We start from the raw sequence: 23,456 nt of genomic DNA on the forward strand, positions 1-23,456 counted from the left end.
GCAGAGAAGCGAGATTATGAACCGTGTTTCGCAGCTCGTCAACAACTTTCTGCACTACATCGTTGCGACTGCGGGGCCATCTTTCTGCGCCGCCGGGCTCGCTACTTCCGAACTCCAACAGCACCGCTTCCCTTCCTCCCGCGCCGTGTTTCCGTTGGCGCGAAAGAGGCGTGATTCTATGCATCCGCCCCCGTCCGCGCAAGCCCTTTGTGAAGAAAGATTGAAAAAGCCCCCGTGCGCTGCCGCGCACGGGGGCTTTGGGATTCGACGAGCCGTAAATCGCAACGCGTGCCGCCCTCCAAAGATATGACGAACACGTCTTCCCCCCTGTATACAGGCGGACGGGGACCGCGCAAGGAAACTGGCGCGGTCGAGTATCATGCCGCGACCGAACCACGCACTCATATCGATGATGGACAGCACGACTCAACCCGGCGACACCGACCTTCGCGACGAATATGCCGCCCTGCGCGAACGCGCGATGCGACTGGAAGAACAGGTCCCGCCGCTTCTGCAACGCATCTCGGACATGCTGCCGCGCATCAGCGGCGAATCCGAACTGGCGGACGCGCATCGCGAGCGGCTCGTCGGCGCGCGCAATGCGGCGCTGGTCTCGATCGAAAATTATCAGCAGGCGATTCCATTCCTGCAGACGGCCGACTCGATCATCGAGCAGCTGGACAAGGCGCCCGAGCGCGATGAAGACATCGAGTGGCGGGAATCGCTGCTGCAACGCCTGGACGAGCTGATCGACGTCGCGGTCGTGATGATCGACGATGCGGACAGCTACTTCGAGCATGCACAGGCCTGCGACCTGTCCAGCGTGCCGAAATCCATCCTCGAGGATTGAACAGGCTCACCGGAATCGCGCGGTGCACCGGCCCCGTCGTGCCCGCCAACAACCGCTAGCTGACAATCTGCGTCCCCGCGCCGGCCGCATCCTCCCCACCCGAAGCGGCCCTGCAACCGCCACCGCGCGCAGAGCCGGACGTCGCCCTACGGCGAATCCAGCGCAATCGTCTCGCTCATCATCGGCACGCGGATGTATCCGCCCGCCGCATCGCCATACGCATGCGCGTTCCCGTCGATCACGTACTGCGCCGTCAACGCGCACAGGGTCGCGTCTCGCGCATCGACGGAGCGCAGCATCGATACGTCGATGCCCAGCCGCTCCAGCAATTGCCGGCGCTGATTGCGCTTCTGCTTCGCCGACGCCACGGCCTTGCCCAGCATCGCGCAGGTAATCGCATACGGATAGGTTTCGAAGCTCACGCGCCCGCCCGCGTAACGCGCGTCGGTCAGCAACGGATAAGCGTCCGCGAGCGCCCGGTAGACGCTCTCTCCCATGAACATCCAGTCGAAGAAGCCCGACGTGCTCGCGATGGCCTGCTCCCGCGACGGCGTCGGGAAGCACGAGATCCGTTCACGCGCGAGCGCCTGTTCGGCCGCGCGGCGACCGCTCCCCGCCCACCACAAGCTCGGGGCGTCGACGCCAATGGCCACGACGTCATGGGCGAGACATAGTGAAGGCAGCGACTCGGGCGCGATCCGCGCTTCCCGGCAGACGATCGTCGAGCCACGCAGGATCACGAGATCGCACAGCTTCCTGTCGCCGCCGACATCGACACCCGCCACGGCAGCCGGTTCTCGCGCGGCGGATCGGGCCGATCGCATGTGCGTGCCTCAGTCAGCCGGCCGTGCGGCGTACGCGGTGTCGAAGATCGCCTCGAGACCGGGATGGACGCCGCGCATCGGGTCGACGACCGACTTCGCCCAGTCGAAATACGCCTGCTTGCGTTCGAGCGGCCAGTCCGCAGGCGGATGCCGGGCGATGTCGCGCAGGTTGCAGATCTTGTCGGCCAGCTTCACGAGCTTCGCGCGCCGGCTGATGGTGGCCGCGTGCTCGACTTGCAGACGCTTGCGCTCGTCCTTCGGCAGCGACTTGTCGTCGGTGACTTCCATCACGATGTCCGCCACGTCCTTGCCGAACAGCCGCAACAACTCCTGCTCGGTCGTCTCCGTATCCTCGACCGTGTCGTGCAACACTGCCGCGACGATCACGCGTTCGTCCTCGACGCCGGCCTCGTTGGCCAGCACGTCGGCGAGCGCGATCGGATGATTGATGTACGGCGACGCCTCTTCGTCCTTGCGCCGTTGATTGCGATGCTTGTCCGCCGCGAACGCAATCGCGGCTACCAGCTTCTTCATATTCCCCCCTCGTGTGGCCAGACCCGCGACCGCCGAACCGGCCGCGTGCGTTTCGGAACCGCTCATACTACCTGTACGCGATGACCGTTCCCGTGCGCCGGCACCCCGGCGTACCCCGTCGCGTCACGCGCCGCATCACGCGCCGGCCGGCGCGCGCTGCAACTCGACCACGTTGACCCGCGCGCCGAAGACGTCCTTCACGAGCGGCAGCAGGTGGTCGTGGTGCGTCAGAAACAGCACCTGGGTGCGCGTCGACAGATCGCGCAGCGCATCGAGCCCCGCCTTCGCGCGCGCGTCGTCGAAATTGATGAACAGGTCGTCGGCGACGAACGGCAGCGCCGTACGGCTGCCGAGCTGCAACTCCAACGCCGCGATCCGCAGCGCGAGGAACAACTGATCGCGCGTCCCTTCGCTCAGCCCGGCGACCTCGACCGACGTTCCCCTGGTACGCCGTGCATACAGCGCGGGCGGCGTCCGTTCGGTATCGACGGTCAGCTTCGCGAATTCGCCCAGCGTGAGTCCGGCGAAAATCTCGCCCGCGCGCCGCAGCATCGGCCCCTGCTTCTGGTCGCGGTAGCGATCCGTCGCCCACTTCAGCAAGCGGCTGGCCGTGGCTGCCTCCAGATACTGTTCGGCCGCGTCGCCCATCGCCGCCAGCGCCTCTTGCCGTTTCGACTCGGCAACGGCCGCGTTCGCCTGGCCGTCGATCGCGCCGAACGCCTGGTCGGCCACGACCTGCTGCTGCGCCAGCTCGTTCAGCCGCCTGCCGATATCGCCGAGCGACTGCTTCACCGCTTCGAGATGCGCCGGCACGTCGGCAATGTCCTGTTCCGCCACCTCGGCCTCGACGGCGGACCGGGAAAGCCCGTCTCCGTCTCGCACCAGCGCCTCGTGCGCAGCATCGACCGCCTGTCGAAGCTGGCGCTGACGATCCGAGCGCTCGGCCAGCGGCAGCGCCGCGTCGATCGACGCGACGCCGGCCAGTTGCAACAGCGGCTGGATGCGCGCATCGGCGCCGGCCACCGCGGCAGCCGCGTCCGCAACCTTGCCGTCGGCCTGCCGCACGGCCTCGTCGGCCCGCTCGATCGCACGCGCGATTTCCCGGGCGGCCACGAGGCGCATCGTCAGCCGGCGCGCCACGTCCGGCCAGTCGCCGCTCGCCAGCCACTCCGGCGCGAGCGCTTCGGCGAGCCGCCGCGCGCCGGCCTCGAGCGCGGCCAGCTCCGCGCGGATCGCGGCGATCCGGTTGCGCGGCGCGTCGGCATCGGCCAGTTCGGCCGTCACCGTATTCGCGAGCCCGAGCGCACTTTCCGCCGCGGCCAGCGTCGTCGCGCTCGCGGACAGTTTCGCGTCGGCCAGCGCGTCGCGCCATTGCACTTGCCACGCATCGTAAGCCGTTTGCGCATGGCCGGCCCGCGACTGTGCGATCGCGCAGCCGCGTTCGGCTTCCCGCGCGCGATCGTCGAGGCTGTCCTTCTGTGCAGCCGCCTTCTCGGCCGACTGCACGAACGTCTCTGCAACGGCGAGGAGCGCGGCCAGCCCGTCCGATTCGCCGCCCCGCGATACCGTCAGCAGCGCCGCACGCAGCGCGGCCTCGGCGCCGGCGCGGGCAGCGCGCATTGCATCGAGTTCGCGACGCTGACGATCGAGATCGGTCTGGGCGGCGAACACCGTGTCGCGCTTCGCCAGCCAGTCGCCCATCGCCGCCAGCGGCATGCCGGGCACCGCGGCCGCCGTCGCGAGCGCGGCCCAGGCGTCGCGATGTGCGGCGAGCTCGCGCTCGCGTTCGTCCAGCGCAGCCTGACGGCGCGTCACGCCCGCACGCGCGGATTCGACCTGTTGACGCAAGGATTGCAGCGTCGCGGCGGCCTGGGTCGCGCCGAGTTGCGCATCGACGAGTTCGTCGGCGAGGCGAATCGCGTCGTCGAGCGCCGGTGCGCCCGTGGCGAGATCGACGGCGCCGTTGCGGATATCGCCCCACGCGCCATCGCGACGCGCACGCGCCGCCAGCACGTCGGCGGTCGTGACGACCTTGTGGTTCTCCGCGAAATGCTTTTCTTGCAGTTCGAGGCGTTCGAGCTCTTCGAGCGCACCGTCGCGCGCCTCGCGCGCGGCGGCGGCCGCACTGGCCCGCTCGCTGTCTTCCTTGAGCAACGCGCCGAGCCGCGCCGCCGACGGCACGTCGAGCGCACGCAGCGCTTCGACCGGCATGCGCCACTGGCCGAGCGCGTCGAGCGCGCCGGACAGCGTGCGTTCGGCGGCCGCGATTTCGTGCGCCAGCGCCTGCTCGCGCGGGCCGCTGTTGCGAAAACCTTGCGCATCGGCCAGCGCCGCGCGCAATGCTTCCGGCACGTCGACGGTCGACAGGCGCGCCTGTTGTTCCCGGACCTGCGTCAGTTCGCGCGTGCGTTCGTCGAGCGATTCGCGCGCACCGGCCAGCGCCTGATGCAGTGCGCCATGTTCGCGCAGCAGGTTCGCGACGGTCTTCAGCGACAGCGCCGTCGGCAACGCGGCGCGCAGCGACGCTTCGTCCGTCGGCCAGCCGAGTTGCGCGGCCGCCGACGACGCGGCGGACAGATGCCGCTCGACGTCCGCGCCGAGCAACAGCAGATCCTGCGCGTGATTCATGCATGCACCGCGCAGCCGATCGAGCGCCTCGATATCGGCTTCGAGCGCCAGCGTGTCGGCATCCGCGACGATCGCCTCGCGCGCCTGCCGCTTCGCGAGCAGGTCGGCGCGCCGCTCCTCGAGCACCTTCTGCTCGGCCGCGAGATCGCCCTGCGCCTTCAGCAGATCCGCATACGCGGTCGGCGGCAACTCGACGACCGCGCCCAGTTCGGCCAGCGCGGCATCCTTGACCGTCAGCTCCTTCAGGTACGGCGCGAGCCGTCGCACGCGTTCGAACTTCGAGCGCAACGCTTCGAGCCGGCGTTGCTCCGCGCGCGCCTGCTCGATCTGCTGCTCGACCGCTTCGCGCGCGTCCTTGCGATCGACCCAGTCGCGCGTGCGCACCTGGACCGCCTTCAGTTCGGCCACGGCTTCGTTGAACGCCGTTTCGGCCAGCGCAAATGCGCTGCCGCTGCGACGCGGCGCCCACAATTCGAGCGCACGCGCATCGAGCTCCTCGCGCACCGGCCCGAGGCTGCCGACACCGGCCGCCGATTCGAACAGCACCTGACCGAGCTTGTCCGATGCGTCGAGAATGCTGCGACCGCCATCGACCAGCCGCCCGTGATCGAGCCCGAACATCTGCTCGAAGAATTCGCGCGTCGCGCCGTCGAGGATCGACGTCAGATAGTCGTCGGGCAACTTGTCGTCGGCGGGCGTACGCAACGAACTGCGCCCGCGCGCACGGTGGAACGCGAGCTCGCCCGTGCCGCTCTCCAGCACGCCGCCGATCCGCAACTCGGGCGTGCTGTGCAGGAAATCGAGCGGCGTCTGCAGCTTCATGCCGAACAGCAACTCGGACACGGCCGTGCGGATCGTCGACTTGCCGGCCTCGTTCGGCCCGACGATCACATGAAAATCCTCGCGGGCCGACGGGAAACGGAGCGCCTCGTCGGTGAACTTGCCGTACTTGATCAGATCGAGCTGGCCGATGCGCATCGCTTACTCCCCCCTCGCCAGCCGCGCCAGCAACGCGGGCCCGACCTGCTCGACCAGCGCCGTCAGCTCGCCCGCACGCGCCATCGTCAGCAACGGCACGTCCTCCTTCACGTCGCTGCGGACCTTGCCGACGAACGGCTTCAGGTCGCGTTCGAGCAGCGCGAGGAAATCCGGATCGTGCGCGGCATCGGCCAGGATCTGCTTCAGGTCCTCCAGCGCCTCGAGCGGTTCGCTTTCGCCCGGCTGCCGATCGGCGGCGGACGTCGCGAGCCGGACCTTCTCGAGCCACAGCCGCTCGTTGCCGATGATGCCGATCTGGTTCAGCACCTCCGCACGCAACTGCGGCGCGCGGCCGAAAAAGAGACCGTGCGCGGGCGTGCGCCCGGTGACGGTGACGCGCACCGCGCGCGGCACGTGGCCGTCGACGGTCAACAGCGCCTCCAGCGACTGACCGATCTTTCTCGACAGATCCGCAACCGACACACAATCGGACGCATCGACCGACACGGCTTCCCAGCGCAGCACGTCGAGATACAGGCGCTCGACCTGCGTCTTGCCTTGCTCGACCGTCACGAGCACCGCGCCGCGCCGGCCCGTCTCGCGGATATGGCGCCCCTGCAGGTTGCCGGGAAACACGACGGTGGACGCGCCCGTCCATTGCTGGAATTCGTGCACGTGACCGAGCGCCCAGTAGTCGTAGCCTTTCGCGTGCAGTTCGGCCAGCGTGCACGGCGCGTAGTTCGCATGCGCCGCATACCCTTCGAGCGCCGTGTGCAGCACGCCGATGTTGTAGTACCCGGGCACCGGATCCGGATAGCCGATCGCGAGATTGTCGACGACCGCCTTGTCCTGGAAGCTCTGCCCGTGCAGCGCGACGTCGAATTCCGGCAGCCTGAAGGTTTCCGGCTTGCGGTGGCCGAACACGGTGACGTTGTCGGGCAGCGTCAGCTTCTTCGTCATCTCGCTTTCGGCATCGTGATTGCCGCCGAGCACGAACGCGCGGATGCCGGCCTTGCGCAGGCGGCCCATCTGCTGGCCGAAGAAGATGCCCGTGTTGTGATCCTTCCAGTCGCCGTCGTACAGGTCGCCTGCGATCACGAGGAACGCGACTTCCTCTTCGATCGCACGATCCACGAGTTGCCGCAGCGCCTCGCGCGACGCGTTGCGCAACTGCGCGGCCGGCGCGTCGGGATATGCGCTCAGGCCGTGCAACGGGCTGTCAAGGTGAATGTCTGCCGCGTGGATGAACTTCACGAAGGTTCCTCTGTTTCATGACGAACGGGCGACGCCGCTCGCACGGCCCATGCCGTCGTGCGTCGTCCCGGTAGCCGCCGGGCTTGCCGCTGCACTTGCGACGCGCGTCGGACAGGGTCGCGCTGCCCGCTGCAAGCGGGTCGGGATGGTACCTGAAAGCGGTAACGACATGCGTTCTCCATCGGTGCGGATGGCGGGGAAGCACGCGATACCGATGCGAACCGACATTGTGCCGCAGCACGAGCGGGAGGCAGCGATACTGCGCCGCTGAAGAACGGGCAGCGCACGAAAAGACGGCCGCGCGATCGTCCGGTCGCGCTCCGGACCGTGTTTCAATCGAAACGAAACGGGAACGGCGTCGAACGGGCAGCAGGAAAGCACACAGGATTGCCCCGCGTGCGTCACGATGCCCGCGGGGCGCTCAGTCGCCGCGCGGGACCGGCGGCGGCGCATAGCCGCTATCGTTGCCGGGAAACGGATTCGCGTTGCGGCGCAACGCGTCCTCGTCGCGTTCCTTCTGCGCGAACAGCGCGACGCCGATCACGCCGACGTTCGCGGCATCGCCGTACTTCGAATTCGCGACATAGCTGTCCGGCACGGCCGCGAAACGGAACGCGGCGACTTCGTCGCGGCTCTTGCGGAAGCCCTCGATCGTCAGCGTACGGCCCGGATACAGCACGTAGCCGCCGTTCGCATAGCTGCCCGGCCGCCCCGACCGCACGTCGAGCCCATCGACCGTCGACACGACTTCGAACGCGCGCCGCCCCTGGTTGCGCAACACGATCATGTAGCGCGAACCCTCGCCGCCCGCCATGTGCCAGCGGCCGTCGCGGCGCGCGAGACGCAGCGGCGCGCCCTTCTCGTCGGCAAACGACAGCGCGATGTCGCCGTTCGCAAGCGCGACGCGGGTCGGCAGCCGGCGCACCTGCGACGCGGGAAGATGGCCGGGCAGCACGTCGTTGTAGTAAACCGACGCGAGATCCGTCGGCGACGTCGGATCAGCACGTTCGAATTCGACCTGCCGGGTTTCGGATCGCACCGACTCGCCCCACGCGGTGCCGAGCCCGCGGCGCTCGCTGCCGTCCGGTGCGGGGGCCGACGCGGTAGTACCGGGAGGCGGCGGGGGCGGCACCGCACAGGCGGCCAGCCAGAACGCGCAAGCGAGCGCGAAAAGACGGAACACAAAGGTCATGACGTGATGCCTCGGAATGTTATCGGACCGCGCCGGGCAGGCCGGATCGGCACTTTTGTATCGTCTGTCGTCACGGGTATCGATCGGACATGCCGGCCATGCCGGCCGGCGCTGCCATCGCGGCGGCCGGGAGCCACGCTATTTAAGCATGACGCGCGGGCATTGGGCAGGGGGCGCCCCTCGATCCGGGAATGATCGAGCGCGGCACCTTGGTGATGTTCGCTGGAGATATTTTTTCACCGATGGAAGCGTTGCTGCCGGGCGATCCTGCGCACGCACACCGTCGAAGGCGCTTCAACCGCTCGCGATCCGAGAACACGGTCGGCAGACACCGTTTCGATGACGGCTCGACCCGCCCGACTTGCAAGACGGCAACGCATCGCTTTCGCGCAATGCGGGAACCGGCGCGACGGCGGCCCCGCCCTCCCGGCATCGACTATTCGACGACGCCGACTTCAGATCATCGTCTCGCGCTCGGCTGCACGGGCGAACCGCGGCTCATGCGGTGACCAGCCTTTCATGCGGTTGCTCGAGAAAACCGTCTTCGTAGAAGTAATCGAAGAACGTGCGCAACCAGTCGTTGGCTGGACGCAGACTCGATGCGAGCACGTCACCCGCGAGCCGCTTCAGCTGGGTGACGTCGATCGGAAGAATGCGCCCGACCGTTGGATCCGCAACGGGATTCAATTTTTTGAGTACCGGAATCAGCATCGAAAGCGGATGCGCTGGATCCTGCCGGACATGTTCCGCCAATGCCGCGAGCCACGCGTCGTAGCTCATCCGTTCGATCGCAAAGCCTTCGTCTTCGATGAAATCGACGAGCGCGTCCAGCGAGTTCCAGCGCGGGTTGATCACATGCACGCCATGCCCCGCGGCAGTCGGGTCGAGCGACGCGCGTACGATGATCCGGCTGACGACGTCGACGGGCAGGATGTTGTCGAACCCGACGTCGCGCGGCGCCTTTCCGAACAGGATGATGCCCTTGATCAACCGACAGAACAGATCGTCCAGGTTCATCCGCCCGCTCGCGGCATGCCCGACGATCCGCGCCGGACGATAGACGGTGACGGGAACGCCGCGCGCGTGCGCCTGCGCGAGCAACTGCTCGGCGACCCATTTGCTTTGTTCATAGCCGCTCGTCAGGTGTTCGTGGAACGGCACCGCGAGCGTTTCCGGCAACGCATCCGAATAACGGTCGAGCGTGCCGACCGTGGACACGTAGTGAATCGGCGTCACTCGATGCAGGCTCGCCAGTCTGACGATATCCTGAGTCGCGAGCACGTTGACCTGCTTCAGCGTCGCGTACGGATAAACGAAGTTGACCAGCGCGCCGTTGTGGTAGATCGCATCGATTTCACGCGCGAGCGCGTCGAATGCAGCCGCCGACAAACCCAGGTTCGGTTCGCCAAGATCGCCCGGCACGGCCACGATCCGTTCGCGGTACTGCGCGTCCCACAAGCCATGCGACCGCATCGCGGCCTCGATACGTCGTACGCCGGCGGCCGGATCGTCGGCGCGGACCACGCACATCACGCGCGCGTCGGTCGTCGCGAGCAGCGTATGAAGCAGGTGCACGCCGAGGAAGCCCGTCGCGCCCGTGAGCAATACCGTGCGATACGGGCGCAACACATACGGTTGCCGGGTCTCGATTGCCGGGTCGAGCCGCGCTTCACCCGACAAATCGACGGCCGGCGTATCGCGACGCACATCGCCATTCGCGATACTGGCAGCCAGGCCGGCGATCGTCGGCGCGGCCAGCAGCGTTTCCATGTCGATCGGGTGCTGAAGCCGCTCGCCGATCTGATACAGCATCACGGTCGCTTGCAGCGAATCGCCGCCGAGATCGAAGTAATTGTCGTGAATGCCGATACGTGGCTGCTTGAGCAACACGCACCAGATGTCGTGGATCGCCGTTTCCACGATGTCGCGAGGCGCCGCATGGCGATCATGCTGGCGAACCTCCACGTCACCGGAAAGCAGCCTGACGCGATCAATCGTTCCTTTCGCGGAACGCGGCAGAGCGGCGAGCGCGACAATTGCGCCGGCGGACAGTGCCGGCATGCCGCGCTTCCCGGCCAGTCGGCGCACGATGTCCGCGGCGTCGGCCGTCGCGTCCTGATGGAACAGCGCATGGTCCCATTGTCCGTTTTCCGCGATCCGCTCCACGAGCGCGACCTCATCGACACCCGCCTGCCGTGCAACGTCGGCCTCGAAATCGAGCCAGTCCGCCGTCGTCTCTTCGGAACACGCGCGTCGGTCGGGCAGCCACGTATGACAGCCATGCTCCGTGTGCCACGCGTCCAGCGTCGTGCGCAACCACGTACCGTTGCGCGTGACGGTCAGGCTGTCCCGGTCCGGCTTGCCGTTGCGCAACATCAGATCGGGCACCGAATGCCCCGACACGACGAGCGTACCGAGCGCATCCCCACCCGCCGGGTTCAGATGGGTGTCGGCGACGAACACGGATTCGCTCGCCGATACCACGCCCGATTCGACGCGATCGAATCCATCGGCCGACGAAACCGCATGCGGGAGCGACCACGCAGGCCAGCACAATCGCCGGAAGCGTTTTGCGCCGGGTGCGAGCTCGGCGAGTCTCGCGGCGTCTTCACGCGTCAACGAGCGTGCATCGGCCATGACCCAGTCGGTGCGAAACGCGCCGCCCGACAGCATCGAGGAGGCGCGGACGATATGACGCGTCGCTTCCGGACTCAGGACGATACCGTTCCAGCGCGCATCCGGAGACGCCGCTCGCCGCAGAAACGCAGGATCGCCGGCGTTCGAGATCTGGTGCAGCGACAGTCCGGCACTCAGCGCGCCCAGTACCGTCCACAACGCCGTATGCGACAGCGGCCCGTCGCCCAGCGCAACGTCCCGTGATGCGCCGGCCGGTACCGTCGCTCCGAACGCGCGCGCGGCTTCGACAAGCTGGGCGTGCGTATAGCGCATGACGCGCCAATCGCCGTCGACATCGCGCCGCAGCAACGAACAGGCACCCTGCACCGGGTCCGAAAGATCGTCGAGCGCACCGTCGATTTGCCCGTACATCGGGTCCCGCTCGTCGAATACATAACACATGACGCCGGTCAACGGCGTATGCTGCGCAGTCGTCACGCAGCTTCGCAGCGGTTCCGGCGACCAACCGCCATCGACGATCGCATCGAACGCGGACGACGGCAGATTCGGGTCGGTCATCACGCAATCGATGCCATACGTCAGCCCGGACAGCAGCAACACCAGCCCCGAGACGGGGTCATCGCATGCAATCAGCACACGCTCGCCCGGCCGATAGCCGAAACGCCGCCATTGGCGAACAGCACGCTGCACGCGATCGGCAATCGTTCCATAGGTGACGCCGTGCGCGCTATCCGGCGACTCGCGCCCGTCCAGTCGGGAAAAGGCAATTCGATCCGGCGTGCGAGCGGCATGCGCGGCGATATGCGCCGACAACGTCGCGTCGCCAATCGACGCGGGTGCGGATGCACCGGGCGTCGCGCCGGTACCCGTCGACGATCGCGCATCGAGCACCAGATCGCACACTTTTCGCGGGGTCGCGTCGACCAGGACTTCCAGGAGTCTGCGGTATTGCGACGTCATGCGCTCAATAAACGCCGTGTCGAATCGGGCCGTGTCGTAGGTCAACTGAATCGTCAGCGTATCCGTCGGCAATACGATCAGCGCCAACGCGTAACTCGTTTCCTCGACGGCGCGCGGGTCGTCGATCCGCCACCCACAGCTCGCCGCGAGCCGGTCGAACGCATCCCGGCCCGGATAGTTCTCGAATACGTAAAGCGTATCGAAGAGCGATTGCTGGCGCGGCACTTCGCTGCATTTCAATACGTCCGCGAGTGCACTGTGCGCATGCTGTTCCAGCCGTTGCGTATCGGCTTGCAAGCGTCGCAACCAGTCGGCCGTATCGAGCTCGCCGTCGAGCGTCGCACGCCACGGCAACGTGTTGATGAACAGACCGGCCATGCGTTCGATACCGTCCACCTCCGCGGCACGCCCCGATACGACGATGCCGCCGACGACGTCGTTGCAACCGGCGTAGCGCGCAAGCAGCATCGCCCACGCGCCCTGACAAAGCGTATTGAGCGTCACCCGGGCGGCGCGGCATGCGCGGCCGGCCGCCTCCATCCATCCGGCCGGCATCGTGTCGGCCCGAACCGACAGCGTGCGACGCGGCTCGGCGCCGCCGGCGGCACCGTTTGCCGGCGAGGGAAATACCGACGGCGCGAATCCTGCCGGCCTGCGATAGCCGCGCAACAGATCGCGCCAATAGTCGAGCGAACTGTCGCCATTGCGTGTGCGCAGCCACGCAACGTAGTCGCGATAGTCCCGCGCGAGGGCAGGAAGCGGCGCATCCGGACGGGAATAGCGCTGGAAAACCTCGCCGAGCAGCAACGGCATCGACCAGCCGTCGAGGATCGCGTGATGATAGGTCCAGAGGAACCGATGCCGTTCGTGACCGAGCTGGATCAGCGTGACGCGCATCAGCGGCGCGACGCTGAAATCGAAGCCACGTGCGCGGTCGCTCGCCAGCAGGTGTTCGAATCGATCGGCTTGCTCGTCGGCCGCTCGATCGCGCCAGTCGATCACCTCGAACGGCAATCCGACCTTATGCCGGACGACCTGCAACGGATTCTCTTCATGCAGGCGAATGAACAGCGTCTTGAGTGTGTCGTGGCGATGCACGACCGCTTCCCACGCGCCGCGGAATCGCTCGAGGTCCAGCGGGCCGTGCAACACGCAGGAAAATTGCTCGACGTAGATGCCGGAGGCCGGGTCGAGTCGCGAATGGTGAAGCATGCCTCGCTGCAGAGACGTAAGCGGGTAAATGGTGTCGACGTTTCGGGTCATCCTGGATTCCTGGTGCGGTCATGCTCGACGAACGCGCGCTATCGCGCGCCGCCGCGTTCAGCGCTCGAGTGCGTCGATTTCTTCCAGCAGCGCGTCAAGCGCGTCCTGGTCGACATCGAGTTGGGGAACGTCGTCGGGTGTCAGACCTCCCACCCCGTCGGCGCTGCAATGGCGAATCAGCATCGTCAGCGCCTCTTCGACGCGGCACATGAGGCAGCCGATGCTTTCGTCGACGCCCGGCACCCCGAAGAAGCTGGACTCCACGGTCAGCCTGCCGCGCGACACATACGCGACGACGTCCAACAGGTGCGTGCGCCGCTGGCGCGGGTTGCGGATGCCCGGCGCCGGTTCGGGCGGCCCGCCGTACAACGGCGACGACGGCCCCGACAATTGCTCCAGCTGACCGAGGTAGGTAAACAGGATCGGCGCACGCGGAAACGACGTCAGCGCATCGGCGCCGGCCTGCGGTTTCGTGTCGAGATAGCGCAGAACGCCATAGCTCGCCCCCTTTCTCGGCACCTCGCGCAGCCGGGCCTTGACCGACTTGACGAGCGCCGACGGGTCCGCGGCGTTGACCGGCGTGTCGATCAACACCGGATAGATCGACGTGAACCAGCCGACCGTGCGGCTCAGGTCGATCGCATCGCCGAGCGCGTCCCGGCCGTGCCCCTCGACATCCACCAGCAACGCATCGCTGCCGCTCCATGCATGGAAACCCGCGTGCAACGCGGCGATCAGCAGATCGTTCGCGTCGGTGCCATAGGCACGCGGCGCCGTGGTTCGAAACGCGTGCGTCAGATCCGCATCGAGCGTGATCGCGCAACTGAGCGACGAATCCTGATAAGCATGCTGAACGATCGATGTCAACCCGTGACGCATCAGCGCCACCCGCTTCGGCCCGCCCAGCGCGTCGCGCACCTGTGCGTTCACATTGCGCCAGTAGAGGCGATCGTCGTCGAGCGCGTCGCCCTGCGCCAGCGCAAGCCACTGGTCGACCCAGGCCTTCACGGAACTCGTCTTCAGCGGCAACGCCGCGGCCGTGCGGGCGCGCAACCGCAGATAGCAATCGGCGAGGTCCTGCAGCAGGATGCTCCAGGACACACCGTCGATCGCCATGTGATGAACGACGATCAACAGCCGGCTGCTCGACACGCTGGTGCTCTCGAGCCACCTGACCGCCATGAGCCGCCCCCCTTCGAGGTCGAGGCTGCTCTGTGCGGCGTCGATCGCGCCGCGCCACATGCGTTCGCAATGCCGGCCAGCCGGGTCGATACACCGAACGATCGCAAAATCGACGGCATCGGAGCCGCCGTCGCCGGCAAACACGTGCCGCATTTCGTCGCCGTGCGCGACGAACCGGGAGCGCAGCACGTCGTGATGGCGCATGACGACGCGAATCGCCTCGGCCATGATGTTCGCGTCGGGCGTCTCGTCGAGCGGAACGAGCAGCGCCTGGTTGAAGTGCGAACGATCGACGTCGACGCGCTCGACGAACCATTGCGCCGCCGGGCCAAGCACCGTCTCGCCATGCACCGGTCCCTGATCGACATCGAGACCCGGCGTTTCGCGCACCACCGTCGACAGGCTCGCCACGGTCGTATGCAGGAAGAGGTCCTGCGGCTTCAAATACATGCCGTCCAGCGCGGCCCGCGATACGATGACCGCGGCGAGAATCGAATCGCCGCCCAATTCGAAGAAATCCCGATCGACGCCGACCGACGGCTGGCCGAGGACATCGGCCCAGATCGCGGCGAGTTTGCGTTCGATGTCGGTCGACGCGCTACGGTCGGCCCGCTCGCTTGCGCGAGGCAATGGGAGCCCGCCTGCGTCGAGTGCGCCGTCCGCGTCGAGCGGCAGCCGGTCGAGCACCATGATCGCGTCAGGGTGCATCGAGTCCGGCAACGCACGCTTCAATGCCGAACGAACCGCGTTTTCGAGTGCATGCGCATCCGCGGGGCCGTCATCCGCGACGAGATAGGCGACCAGCATTTCCTGCGCGTCCCGAACGACGCACGCACAGGCGACGGCGGCCACACCGGGGATCGCGGAGATGGCCTGCTCGACCGTGCCGATCTCGGTCGGCACGGGCCGGTGACGCGCGACCCGTGCAGAAGGATCGGCGCACAGCAAGTCGGCGCCACGTCGGACGACCGACACGCCGGTGGGTATCAGCGTCCTGTCCGGGGGCGCGGTTTCGAGCGGCGCTCCCGCACCCGACGCGCGGATCGACGCGCCGTCGAAGAAATGCAGTGTTCCGGCCTGACGATCGTCGGCGAAACTGCCGGACGATCCGAGCGCGAACGCAACGCGTCCCGGATACGACGGCGCCAGCAATTGCCAGCCGTCCGGACCGGCCGCGAACGCACACAGCGCCGAACCGGTGTCCGCGTGCCGAACGGGGACGAAGTACGCCGCTGCGGGTATCCGGTTGGCCGCGGCGAACGACTTCAACGTATGCGGATGCTCGCCGTACGCGACCAGCGTGCGTGCCCGCTCCATGCCGGCGACATCGGCACGTTGCAACAGAAGCGACGGCAGGAGTAGCGACGGGCCGCCCGCGAGCAACCGATCGAGTTCCGCGTACGCGATGTTCGCGGTCGCCGGGTCGCCGGAAGCGAGCGCGCCAATGGCGGCCTGCTCGGACAGTCGAGCCGTGCCGCTGACAAGCACGACCTGTGCAAGTGCCGCTGCCGACAGCCAGTCATGCGCTCCATGCGGAATGAGCGCCGTTGCGTTGGCGTCGAGACGGAGCAATTGACCGACATAGTCGAGCAGCGGCTCGACCGCCGACGCGTTGCCTGCGGCAACGCCGTCGGCGCGCGCGGCGACGTCGCGCGCATGGGCCACTTCGATCGCATCGATTTCCCAGCCGGACCACCCGTCGCTACGACCGCGGCACACTGCGTCGGCCGTGTCGGCCGACACCGTATAGCACGCGCCGACGGCGCGGATCGCGAGCAACGCGACCGCGCGCTCGGCGACACTTTGCAGTCGGAGTTCGACACGTTTTCCGACACCGATCCCGAGCGCATCCAGTTGCGCACGGACGGCGCGAACCGCATCGCGGACCTCGCCGTCGGTGATCGCGCGACGATCGAATTGCCAGACGACGCGCGAGGCATCGCGCTGCACATCGGATTCGGCATGGGCCGCGCGGCGCACGAATGCGACGGCCGCGGCAATGCGGTTTCGCGCATCGTCGATCGGCGCGGTCGCAAGTGTGTAATGGTGCAGAGAACGGTTGGTGTCAGCCACCACCTGCTCCACGAGATGCGCGTACTGGCTCGCGAATCGCTCGATCGTTCCGTCGTCGAACAGATCCGTATTGAACGTCCAGGCGGTCAGATATTCGTCACCAAGATCCTGTACGTTGAGCGTCAGGTCGTGTGTCGCACCGCGCGTACCGGTGCTCGATGCGGCGAGACGCTCGCGATAGAACGGCACGCCGCTCCCGCCTTCGGCAGCGAAATCGCCGCGGGCCTGGTTCCAGTTGTACATCACCTGGTAGATCGGCGACCGGCTCGGATCGCGTGCCGGACGAAGTGCATCGACCAGCAGCGGAAACGGATAATCCTGGTGATCGAGCACGCGCAGCATCATCTCGCGCGTGCGCCGCAGCAGGTCGTCGAACGAATCGTCCGGTCGGACTTCGCACGCGAGCACGACGGTGTTCACGAAATGACCGACCACGCTCTCGCTGCCCGGCGCGTTGCGCCCGGAAGTCGGTGCGCCGATCATCAACCGCCCCTGCCCGGTATGCAGATGAAGATGCAACTGGTAGACCGCGAGCAGCAGCATGTATGGGGTCACGCGCAGCAGTCTGGCCGTGTCGCGCACCTGGTGCGACAGTGTCGCGCCGAGCGACCGGTCGGATACGCGGCCATGCTCGGTTTTGCGCGGCGGGCGCAACCGGTCGGTTGCCAGGCTCAACACCGGGAATCCGTGTGCCAGCTCGCGCCGCCAGAACGCCGCGAGATGCTCGCCGTCCGCGCCGTCGAGCCGTGCGCGCTCGTGTTCGACGCAATCCTTGTACTGCACCGGTAGAGGCGGCAACTTCAGCGGCTCACCCGCGCAGGCGAGCCGGTAGAGCGTGCGAAGCTCGTTGAGCAGGATCTCGAGCGACCAGAAGTCGGCGGCGATATGGTGGACGTTCAACAGCAGCACCGTGCGAATCGCGTCCGCGCCGTCCCGCTCGTTCAGCAGCAGCTTGAGCCGGATCGGCGATTGCGTCAGGTCGAACGGGCGATTCGACTCTTCGTCGATCCATCGGCGGATGGCGGCTTCGTCAGCCCCAAACACGCGATCGACCGAGAACTGCGCGCGCGCTTGCGACCCTACCTGCTGACGCGGCTCGCCATCGATCACGCGGTACGCGGTGCGCAGGATCGGGTGGCGTGCGATCAGATAGTCGACGCAGCGACGCAGCACGGATATGTCGACATCGTCGTCGATGCACGTCGCGTACGTCACGTTGTATGCCGCGCTGTCGGGATTGAGCTGATGTAGCGACCAGAGCGATTTTTGCGCGAACGAGAGCGGATAGGTGCCCGCCGTTCCCGCGAATTGCTCGAGCAACGCGATGAGCGTCGCCTTATGGGTCTTCAGCTCGTCGACGAGCGCAGGTGTCACCGCGCCCTTCGGCGCCTTGTATTGCAACTTGCCGTCCTGGGTCCAGAGCTCGATTCCGCGCCCCGCCAGTTCGTTGATGAATTCGATCGAGCTCACAGCTCCCCTCCTTCCATTTCCACGCCGAACGTCGCTTCGCCCGACACCACGTCGATCCGGTCCGCGACGCGCGACGGTGGTGTTCCGTCGAGCGACCGCGACTCGCTATGGTCGAGCGTAGCCACGATCGTGCGCACGACGTCGTCGACGGTCGCGCCCTCGAGCAATCGCCCGAACGGAACATCGACGCCCAGCTCGCTACGCAATGCATTGCGGAATTCCGCGGCCATCAGCGAATCGAGCCCGAGCTCGATCAACGGGATATCCGGCGCGATCCGCGCGCTCGACGTATGCAGGGTCGCGGCGATTGCGTCGGTCAGGTGTCCGCGCAACAATTGCATGCGCTCGTCGTCCGGCAACCCCGCGATGCGCTCACGCAAGCCGTGGCCGGTACCGGTCGGGCGATTCGCCGGCGACGCGGGCGGCACGAGCTCCGACAACAACGTCGCCATCGCGCGGCTCGGGCTGCGCTTGATCAGCGTATCGACTTCCACGTTCCAGATCTGCGTCTGCCCGTCCGGTTCGGCTACCAGCGTGTCGAACAGGCGCAATGCGGCGTCCGGCTCGATCGGCTCGAGACCGAACGATGCGATGCGGCGCAGTTGCCGCGCGTCGAGCTGGTCGACCATCCCGTTGCCGCCCCACAGGCCCCAGTTCATCGTGTGCCCGGGCAGGCCGTCCTGATTGCGCAAGGCCGTCAGCGCGTCCACGTAGGCGTTCGCGGCGGCGTAAGCGCATTGCCCCGGGGAGCCGATGCAGGCCACGATCGACGAAAACGATACGAAGTGCCGCAGCGGCAGATGCGCGGTCGCACGATGCAGATTCAACGTCCCCGCGACTTTCGGCGCGAGCACCTTCAATACGTCGGTCATCGCCTGGGTCGCGAGCAGGCCGTCGTCAAGCGTGCCCGCCGCATGCAGGACACCCACGAGCGGATGCGCGGAATCCGCTTCGAGCGCATGGACGAGTGCGTCGGTGTCGGCGGCCGACGCGACGTCGGCCGCCACGAATTCGACGATCGTGCCGTGCGCACCGGCGATCGAGGCCAGGCGAGCGCGTTCGCTGTCAGTCGGCACCTGGCGGCTGGCGGACACGATCTTCGGCACGCCGGTCCGGATCAGTTGCTCGATCACCCGCGTGCCGATTGCGCCGCGTCCGCCCGTCACCAGATAGGCGCCGCGCGCAAGCGGCTGCGCCCCGCCGGCGTCGCGTGCGACGAGCCGCGGGACATATACGGTGTCGCCACATGACACGAACTGCGTCTCGCCGGTCGCCGCGGCGCCCGCCAGTGCGGTCAGCGCGCTCGCGCAAGACGTCGCATCCGGCGCCGGCAGATCGACCACGCACACCGGAATGTCGCCGCTCTCGTGCATCAGGCTGCGGGCGACGCCCCAAGCCGCCGCCTGAGACGGCGACACGCGCACGTCGATGCCGGGCACGTGCTGCGCCGCCCGGGTCACGATGCAGACAGTCGGCGCGCCCTGCGGCCAGCGGGTCGACTGCACTTCGCGCCAGAAGTTCGCGAAGCGCCGGTAAGCCGTGCCGACTGCAGCGAGTTCGTCTTCGGATCCTGCATCGCCTATCGACGGCCACACGTAGAGCAGCACGGCAGGTCGCGCATTCGGGCCAGCGAGTGCATCGTCGTCGAGCGCAGCACGAATGCAACGAGCGCCTGCATCGTCGTCGAACATGTCCCCCATCGTCAGCGCCGCGATTGCACACGCGTTGCCAGCGTCTTCACATGCGTGCGCCAACATCGCGTCCAGCGCGGAACCGTCGCCGATCAGCACGAAGTTCGCGCGTGCGTCGGCCGCTTCATGTGTAGCCGCAAACGGTCGCCAGACGAGCGTGTTCAGCGCGACTGGCTCCGCAGTCCGGCCAAATCGGCGCGGATCGACGGCCATCAGCCGCAGTCCGGAGACGACGGCGACGCAGGTGCCCGCATCGTCGTATAACGAGAGATCCGCGGTTGCAAGGCTGTGCTTCACCCGGGCCCGCACTGCGCACCACACCGCCCGCACGTCAGGCATCGGGATGCAGGTGATCCGCTCGATGCCGATCGGCACGAAGGCAGTGTTCAGCTGCGTATCCCATAGCGCACCCGCGACGGTCTGAAACACATTGTCGAGCAGCGCCGGATGAACGATGCGTACGAGGCCGTCCGTGCCGTCCGGCTCCATTTCGATTCGGGCCAGCGCCACGTCGCCGCCCCGCGACAGCGCGCGAATCGAGCGAAATGCGCCGCCGTATTCGAGCCCGGTCGCTTGCAAGCGCTCGTAGAAACCGTCGACAGGCAACGTGTCGCTGCATTGCGTGCGCCATTCGTCAAGTGCCGGCGCGTCGGGAACGCAGTGCGTCGTCCCGATCCGCGCGGCGCACTGCACCGTCCATTCGGGTTTGGAAGCTGCCGTGTCGTGACAGGCGTGAATGTCGATCCGCGCGCCTTCTTCGCCGGGATGCGAGGTATCGCCTGCGTGCACGACCGTGCCGAACGTCACCGCGTTGCCGGACTCCAGCGTGAGCGCGTTATCGAACGACACTTCACGCGCGAACAGCCACGGCTCGCTCCCGGATTCCGACTCCGCGCCATCACGTCGCGATGCGGCATCGAGCAGCGCCTCGACGAACCCTGCCGCCGGGAAAACGAGTTGCCCGTGCACGCGGTGTCCGTCCAGAAACGGCAGATGCCGATCGGATACCTCGCTCTCGTAGCGACGGTGGTCCGCCGCCGGAATCGCGAGACGCCGGCCCAGCACGCCGCGACCGGCGGTCCGACGCGTGACGACTGCGCTCGTCAGCACGTTCGCCCGCTGCGTCGGCTTCCGCGCATGCACCCAGTAGCGGTGCGCCTCGAGCGGATACGGCGGCAGCACGCCGCGGCGCGCAGCTTGCCGCATCGGCGCACCGGTTCGGGACCGCTCGTATGCATGCCAGTCGACACGACGTCCGCACATATAGATATGTGCCAATGCACGCAACAACTGCTCGGTCTCGCGCCCATCATTGTTCATCGACGGCAGCGCGATCACGTTGCCTTGTTCTGCCCGCTCCGTCATGCATGCGGTGACGAGGCCTGCAAGCGTCTTGCCGGGCCCGATCTCGACGACCGTCGTCACCTTGTCGTCGAGCAGGGTGTCGACACCCGCGCGGAAAGCCACCGTGGCCCGGACATGCTCGACCCAATACGCGGGATCGCACAGGCGTTCGGCCTCGAATCGGCCCGTCACATTCGAGACGATCGGAATCGCAGGCGCGCGATACCGCACGGTCGCAGCGACGGCGCCGAATTCGGCAAGCATCGGCTCCATCAGCGGCGAATGGAATGCGCGCGATGTCGCCAGCGCCTTCGTCGCGATGTCGCGCGACGCGAACAGCCGCTCGATCGACTCGATTGCGTCGGGGTCGCCCGACACCAGCACGCTCTCCGGTGCGTTGTCCGCGGCGATGGCGACCCGTCCGGGGTAGTCGCGCACTGCATCGGCCACGTGACGTACGCTCGCGAACACCGCGAGCGCACGGCCCGGCGCGGTGAGCGTATCCATCAAACGCCCGCGCGCCGTCACGAGACGGCAGCCGTCCTCGATCGAGAACACGCCGGCGATGCACGCAGCCGCGTACTCGCCGATGCTGTGGCCCATCACGACATCGGGTACGACGCCCCAGTGCACCCACAAGCGCGCGAGCGCGACCTCGAGGGCGAACATCGCAGGTTGCGTGTAACGCGTTTCGTTTATGCGGTCCTGATGGTCGCCCCACAGCACGTCCACGAGCGACAGTTCGCCTTGCGCCTCGAGTTGGCTGTCGCATGCGTCGAATACGTCGCGAAACGGCGCGAAATCCCGATAGAGCTGCCGAGCCATCCCGGCGCGCTGCGCGCCCTGTCCGGTAAACAGGAACGCAAGCCGGTCGCGAACGCTGCCGGGCTGCCCGCTCCGGACCGTCATGGCCCGCGCGGCGTCCGACAGCGCATCGAGCAGCGTGTCGCGGGAATTCGCGACGATCGCCACGCGATGCCGATGGCTGTCGCGCGCGAGACGCAGCGCGCTGGCGACCGCTTCGGGCGCCACCGACACGTCTGCCCGCAGGTGCGCCGCGCAGTCTTCGATCGCCTGCTTCAACATCGGCGCCGTGTGGGCGGACAACGGCCAGATGTCGTGACGCGCGTGACCGGCCAGCGCGACGTCCGCATCGGGTTCCGCCGCGCTCGCTTCTTGCCACGCCTCGACGATCAGGTGTGCGTTCGTGCCGCTCATGCCGAACGAGCTGATCGCCGCCACTCGCCGGCCCGGTCGAGACGACGGCCACGCCGCATGCTCGGTCGCGACACGAATGCCGTTTGCATGCCAGTCCACGTGCGCGGTCGGCGTATCGAAATGCAGGTGTCGCGGCAATTCGCCCTTCTGCAGCGCGCAAACGACCTTCATCAGCCCGGCGACCGCGGCGGCCGATTCGAGGTGCCCGATATTCGTCTTGATGCTGCCGACGTACAGGTCGCCGGTGCGGTTCGTGTCGCGGCAGTACACGTCCTCGAGGGCACGCAGCTCGATCGGATCGCCGAGCGGCGTACCGGTGCCGTGCGCCTCGACGTAGTCGACGTCGGCCGGCGACACGCCGGCGTGCTCGAGCGCCTCGCGAATCACGTCGCGTTGCGCGCGGCCATTCGGCGCCGTCATGCCATTGCTGCGCCCGTCGTGATTGACGGCGGAGCCGCGGATCACCGCCCGGATCGGCCTGCCCTGCGCCCGTGCATCGGACAGCCGCATCAGCGCGACGACGCCGCAGCCTTCGCCGCGCACGTAACCGTCGGCGGCCGCGTCGAACGTCCGGCAGCGGCCGCTCGGCGACAGCGCCTGAAGCTCGCTCAGCGCGATCGTCATCTCCGGCGACAGCATCAGGTTGACACCGCCCGCGAATGCAACATCCGACTCGCGGGTGCGCAGGCTATGGCAAGCCAGATGGACCGCGACGAGCGACGACGAGCACGCGGTGTCGAGATGCAACGCCGGGCCATGGAATCCGAACAAGTAGGAAATGCGTCCGGCCGCGAAGGGCCGCGCGGTCCCGAGCGACGTCTGTGCATAGCTGAGCGTGTCGCCCGCTACGCCTTCGCTGACGCGCGCGTAGTCGTCGACCGACGAACCGACGAACACGCCGGTTCGGTACGACGCGATCGCTTCTCGCGAAAAGCCGGCGTCTTCGAGTGCACGCCAGGTGCATTCGAGCAGCAGCCGCTGCTGCGGATCGATATGCGGCGCCTCGCGCTCCGACACGCCGAAGAATCCCGCATCGAACCGATCGACATCGTCGATGAAGCCGCCATGCCTGCTGTAGCTCGTATCGCGACGGCCCGGCCGCGGATCGTAGATCGCGTCGGTCCATCGATCGGCCGGCACGGGGCCGACGGCGTCGGTCCCGTCCGCGAGCATCGACCAGAGCGCGTCGGCGGAATCCGCCCCGCCGGGCAGACGGCAGCCCATGCCGACGATGGCGATCGGCTCGTTCATCGCGCTGCGCGCTTCGGCCAGTTCGCGTTGCAGCGCGTCTATCTTCAGCAACGCTTGCTTCACGGGAGTAAGGGGCGCGGCGGGCGCGCGATTGGACTCGATCATGT

Annotated in this window: 10 protein-coding genes; 2 read left to right on the forward strand and 8 right to left on the reverse strand. The window is 67.3% G+C overall.

Going from position 1 to position 23,456, the window contains the following annotated elements; translation table 11 throughout:
* Positions 1–412: 412 nt before the first annotated feature.
* Positions 413–850, forward strand: coding sequence for an ATPase (locus WT53_RS25135; protein ID WP_236872850.1), 438 nt, complete (start codon positions 413–415; stop codon positions 848–850).
* Positions 851–996: 146 nt separating this feature from the next.
* Here WT53_RS25135 and WT53_RS25140 read toward each other — a convergent pair whose 3' ends face one another.
* The 5 genes from WT53_RS25140 to WT53_RS25160 all read right to left on the reverse strand — a co-directional run bounded on the left by WT53_RS25140 (position 997) and on the right by WT53_RS25160 (position 8,260).
* On the reverse strand, positions 997–1,674 hold the full coding sequence (locus WT53_RS25140; RefSeq protein ID WP_060262152.1) for a DUF429 domain-containing protein: 678 nt from the start codon (positions 1,672–1,674) through the stop codon (positions 997–999).
* A gap of 9 nt (positions 1,675–1,683) precedes the next feature.
* Positions 1,684–2,208: an HD domain-containing protein gene (locus tag WT53_RS25145; RefSeq protein ID WP_027786250.1), complete on the reverse strand. Its 525-nt coding sequence runs from the start codon at positions 2,206–2,208 to the stop codon at positions 1,684–1,686.
* A 135-nt stretch (positions 2,209–2,343) separates the two neighbouring features.
* Positions 2,344–5,814: a YhaN family protein gene (locus tag WT53_RS25150; protein WP_060262156.1), complete on the reverse strand. Its 3,471-nt coding sequence runs from the start codon at positions 5,812–5,814 to the stop codon at positions 2,344–2,346.
* Positions 5,815–5,817: 3 nt separating this feature from the next.
* On the reverse strand, positions 5,818–7,068 hold the full coding sequence (locus WT53_RS25155; protein ID WP_034208793.1) for a DNA repair exonuclease: 1,251 nt from the start codon (positions 7,066–7,068) through the stop codon (positions 5,818–5,820).
* 421 nt (positions 7,069–7,489) lie between these two features.
* Positions 7,490–8,260, reverse strand: a complete 771-nt coding sequence (locus tag WT53_RS25160; protein ID WP_034208794.1) for a hypothetical protein — start codon at positions 8,258–8,260, stop codon at positions 7,490–7,492.
* A 191-nt stretch (positions 8,261–8,451) separates the two neighbouring features.
* On the opposite strand from WT53_RS25160, the gene WT53_RS33660 reads away from it, so the two are divergent.
* Complete coding sequence (locus WT53_RS33660; protein WP_155294491.1) at positions 8,452–8,769, forward strand: hypothetical protein; 318 nt, start codon at positions 8,452–8,454, stop codon at positions 8,767–8,769.
* On the opposite strand, the gene WT53_RS25165 is transcribed toward WT53_RS33660, so the two are convergent.
* The 3 genes from WT53_RS25165 to WT53_RS25175 are packed head-to-tail and all read right to left on the reverse strand — an operon-like array spanning position 8,759 to position 23,454.
* Positions 8,759–13,120, reverse strand: a complete 4,362-nt coding sequence (locus WT53_RS25165) for a thioester reductase domain-containing protein (protein WP_082727529.1) — start codon at positions 13,118–13,120, stop codon at positions 8,759–8,761. The two genes, WT53_RS33660 and WT53_RS25165, sit on opposite strands and share 11 nt — an antisense overlap.
* Before the next feature lie 57 nt (positions 13,121–13,177).
* Positions 13,178–17,845 carry a condensation domain-containing protein gene (locus WT53_RS25170; protein ID WP_034208796.1) on the reverse strand — a complete coding sequence of 1,556 codons (4,668 nt, stop codon included), beginning with the start codon at positions 17,843–17,845 and terminating at the stop codon, positions 13,178–13,180.
* A complete protein-coding gene (locus WT53_RS25175; protein WP_080747840.1) occupies positions 17,842–23,454 on the reverse strand; it encodes a type I polyketide synthase in 5,613 nt (1,870 codons plus the stop codon). Before WT53_RS25175 ends, WT53_RS25170 begins: the two co-directional genes overlap by 4 nt.
* Positions 23,455–23,456 lie beyond the last annotated feature (2 nt).

Origin of the sequence: Burkholderia sp. MSMB2157WGS (genome assembly GCF_001532755.1) — a bacterium.
In the GTDB taxonomy this organism is placed as follows: Bacteria; Pseudomonadota; Gammaproteobacteria; order Burkholderiales; family Burkholderiaceae; genus Burkholderia.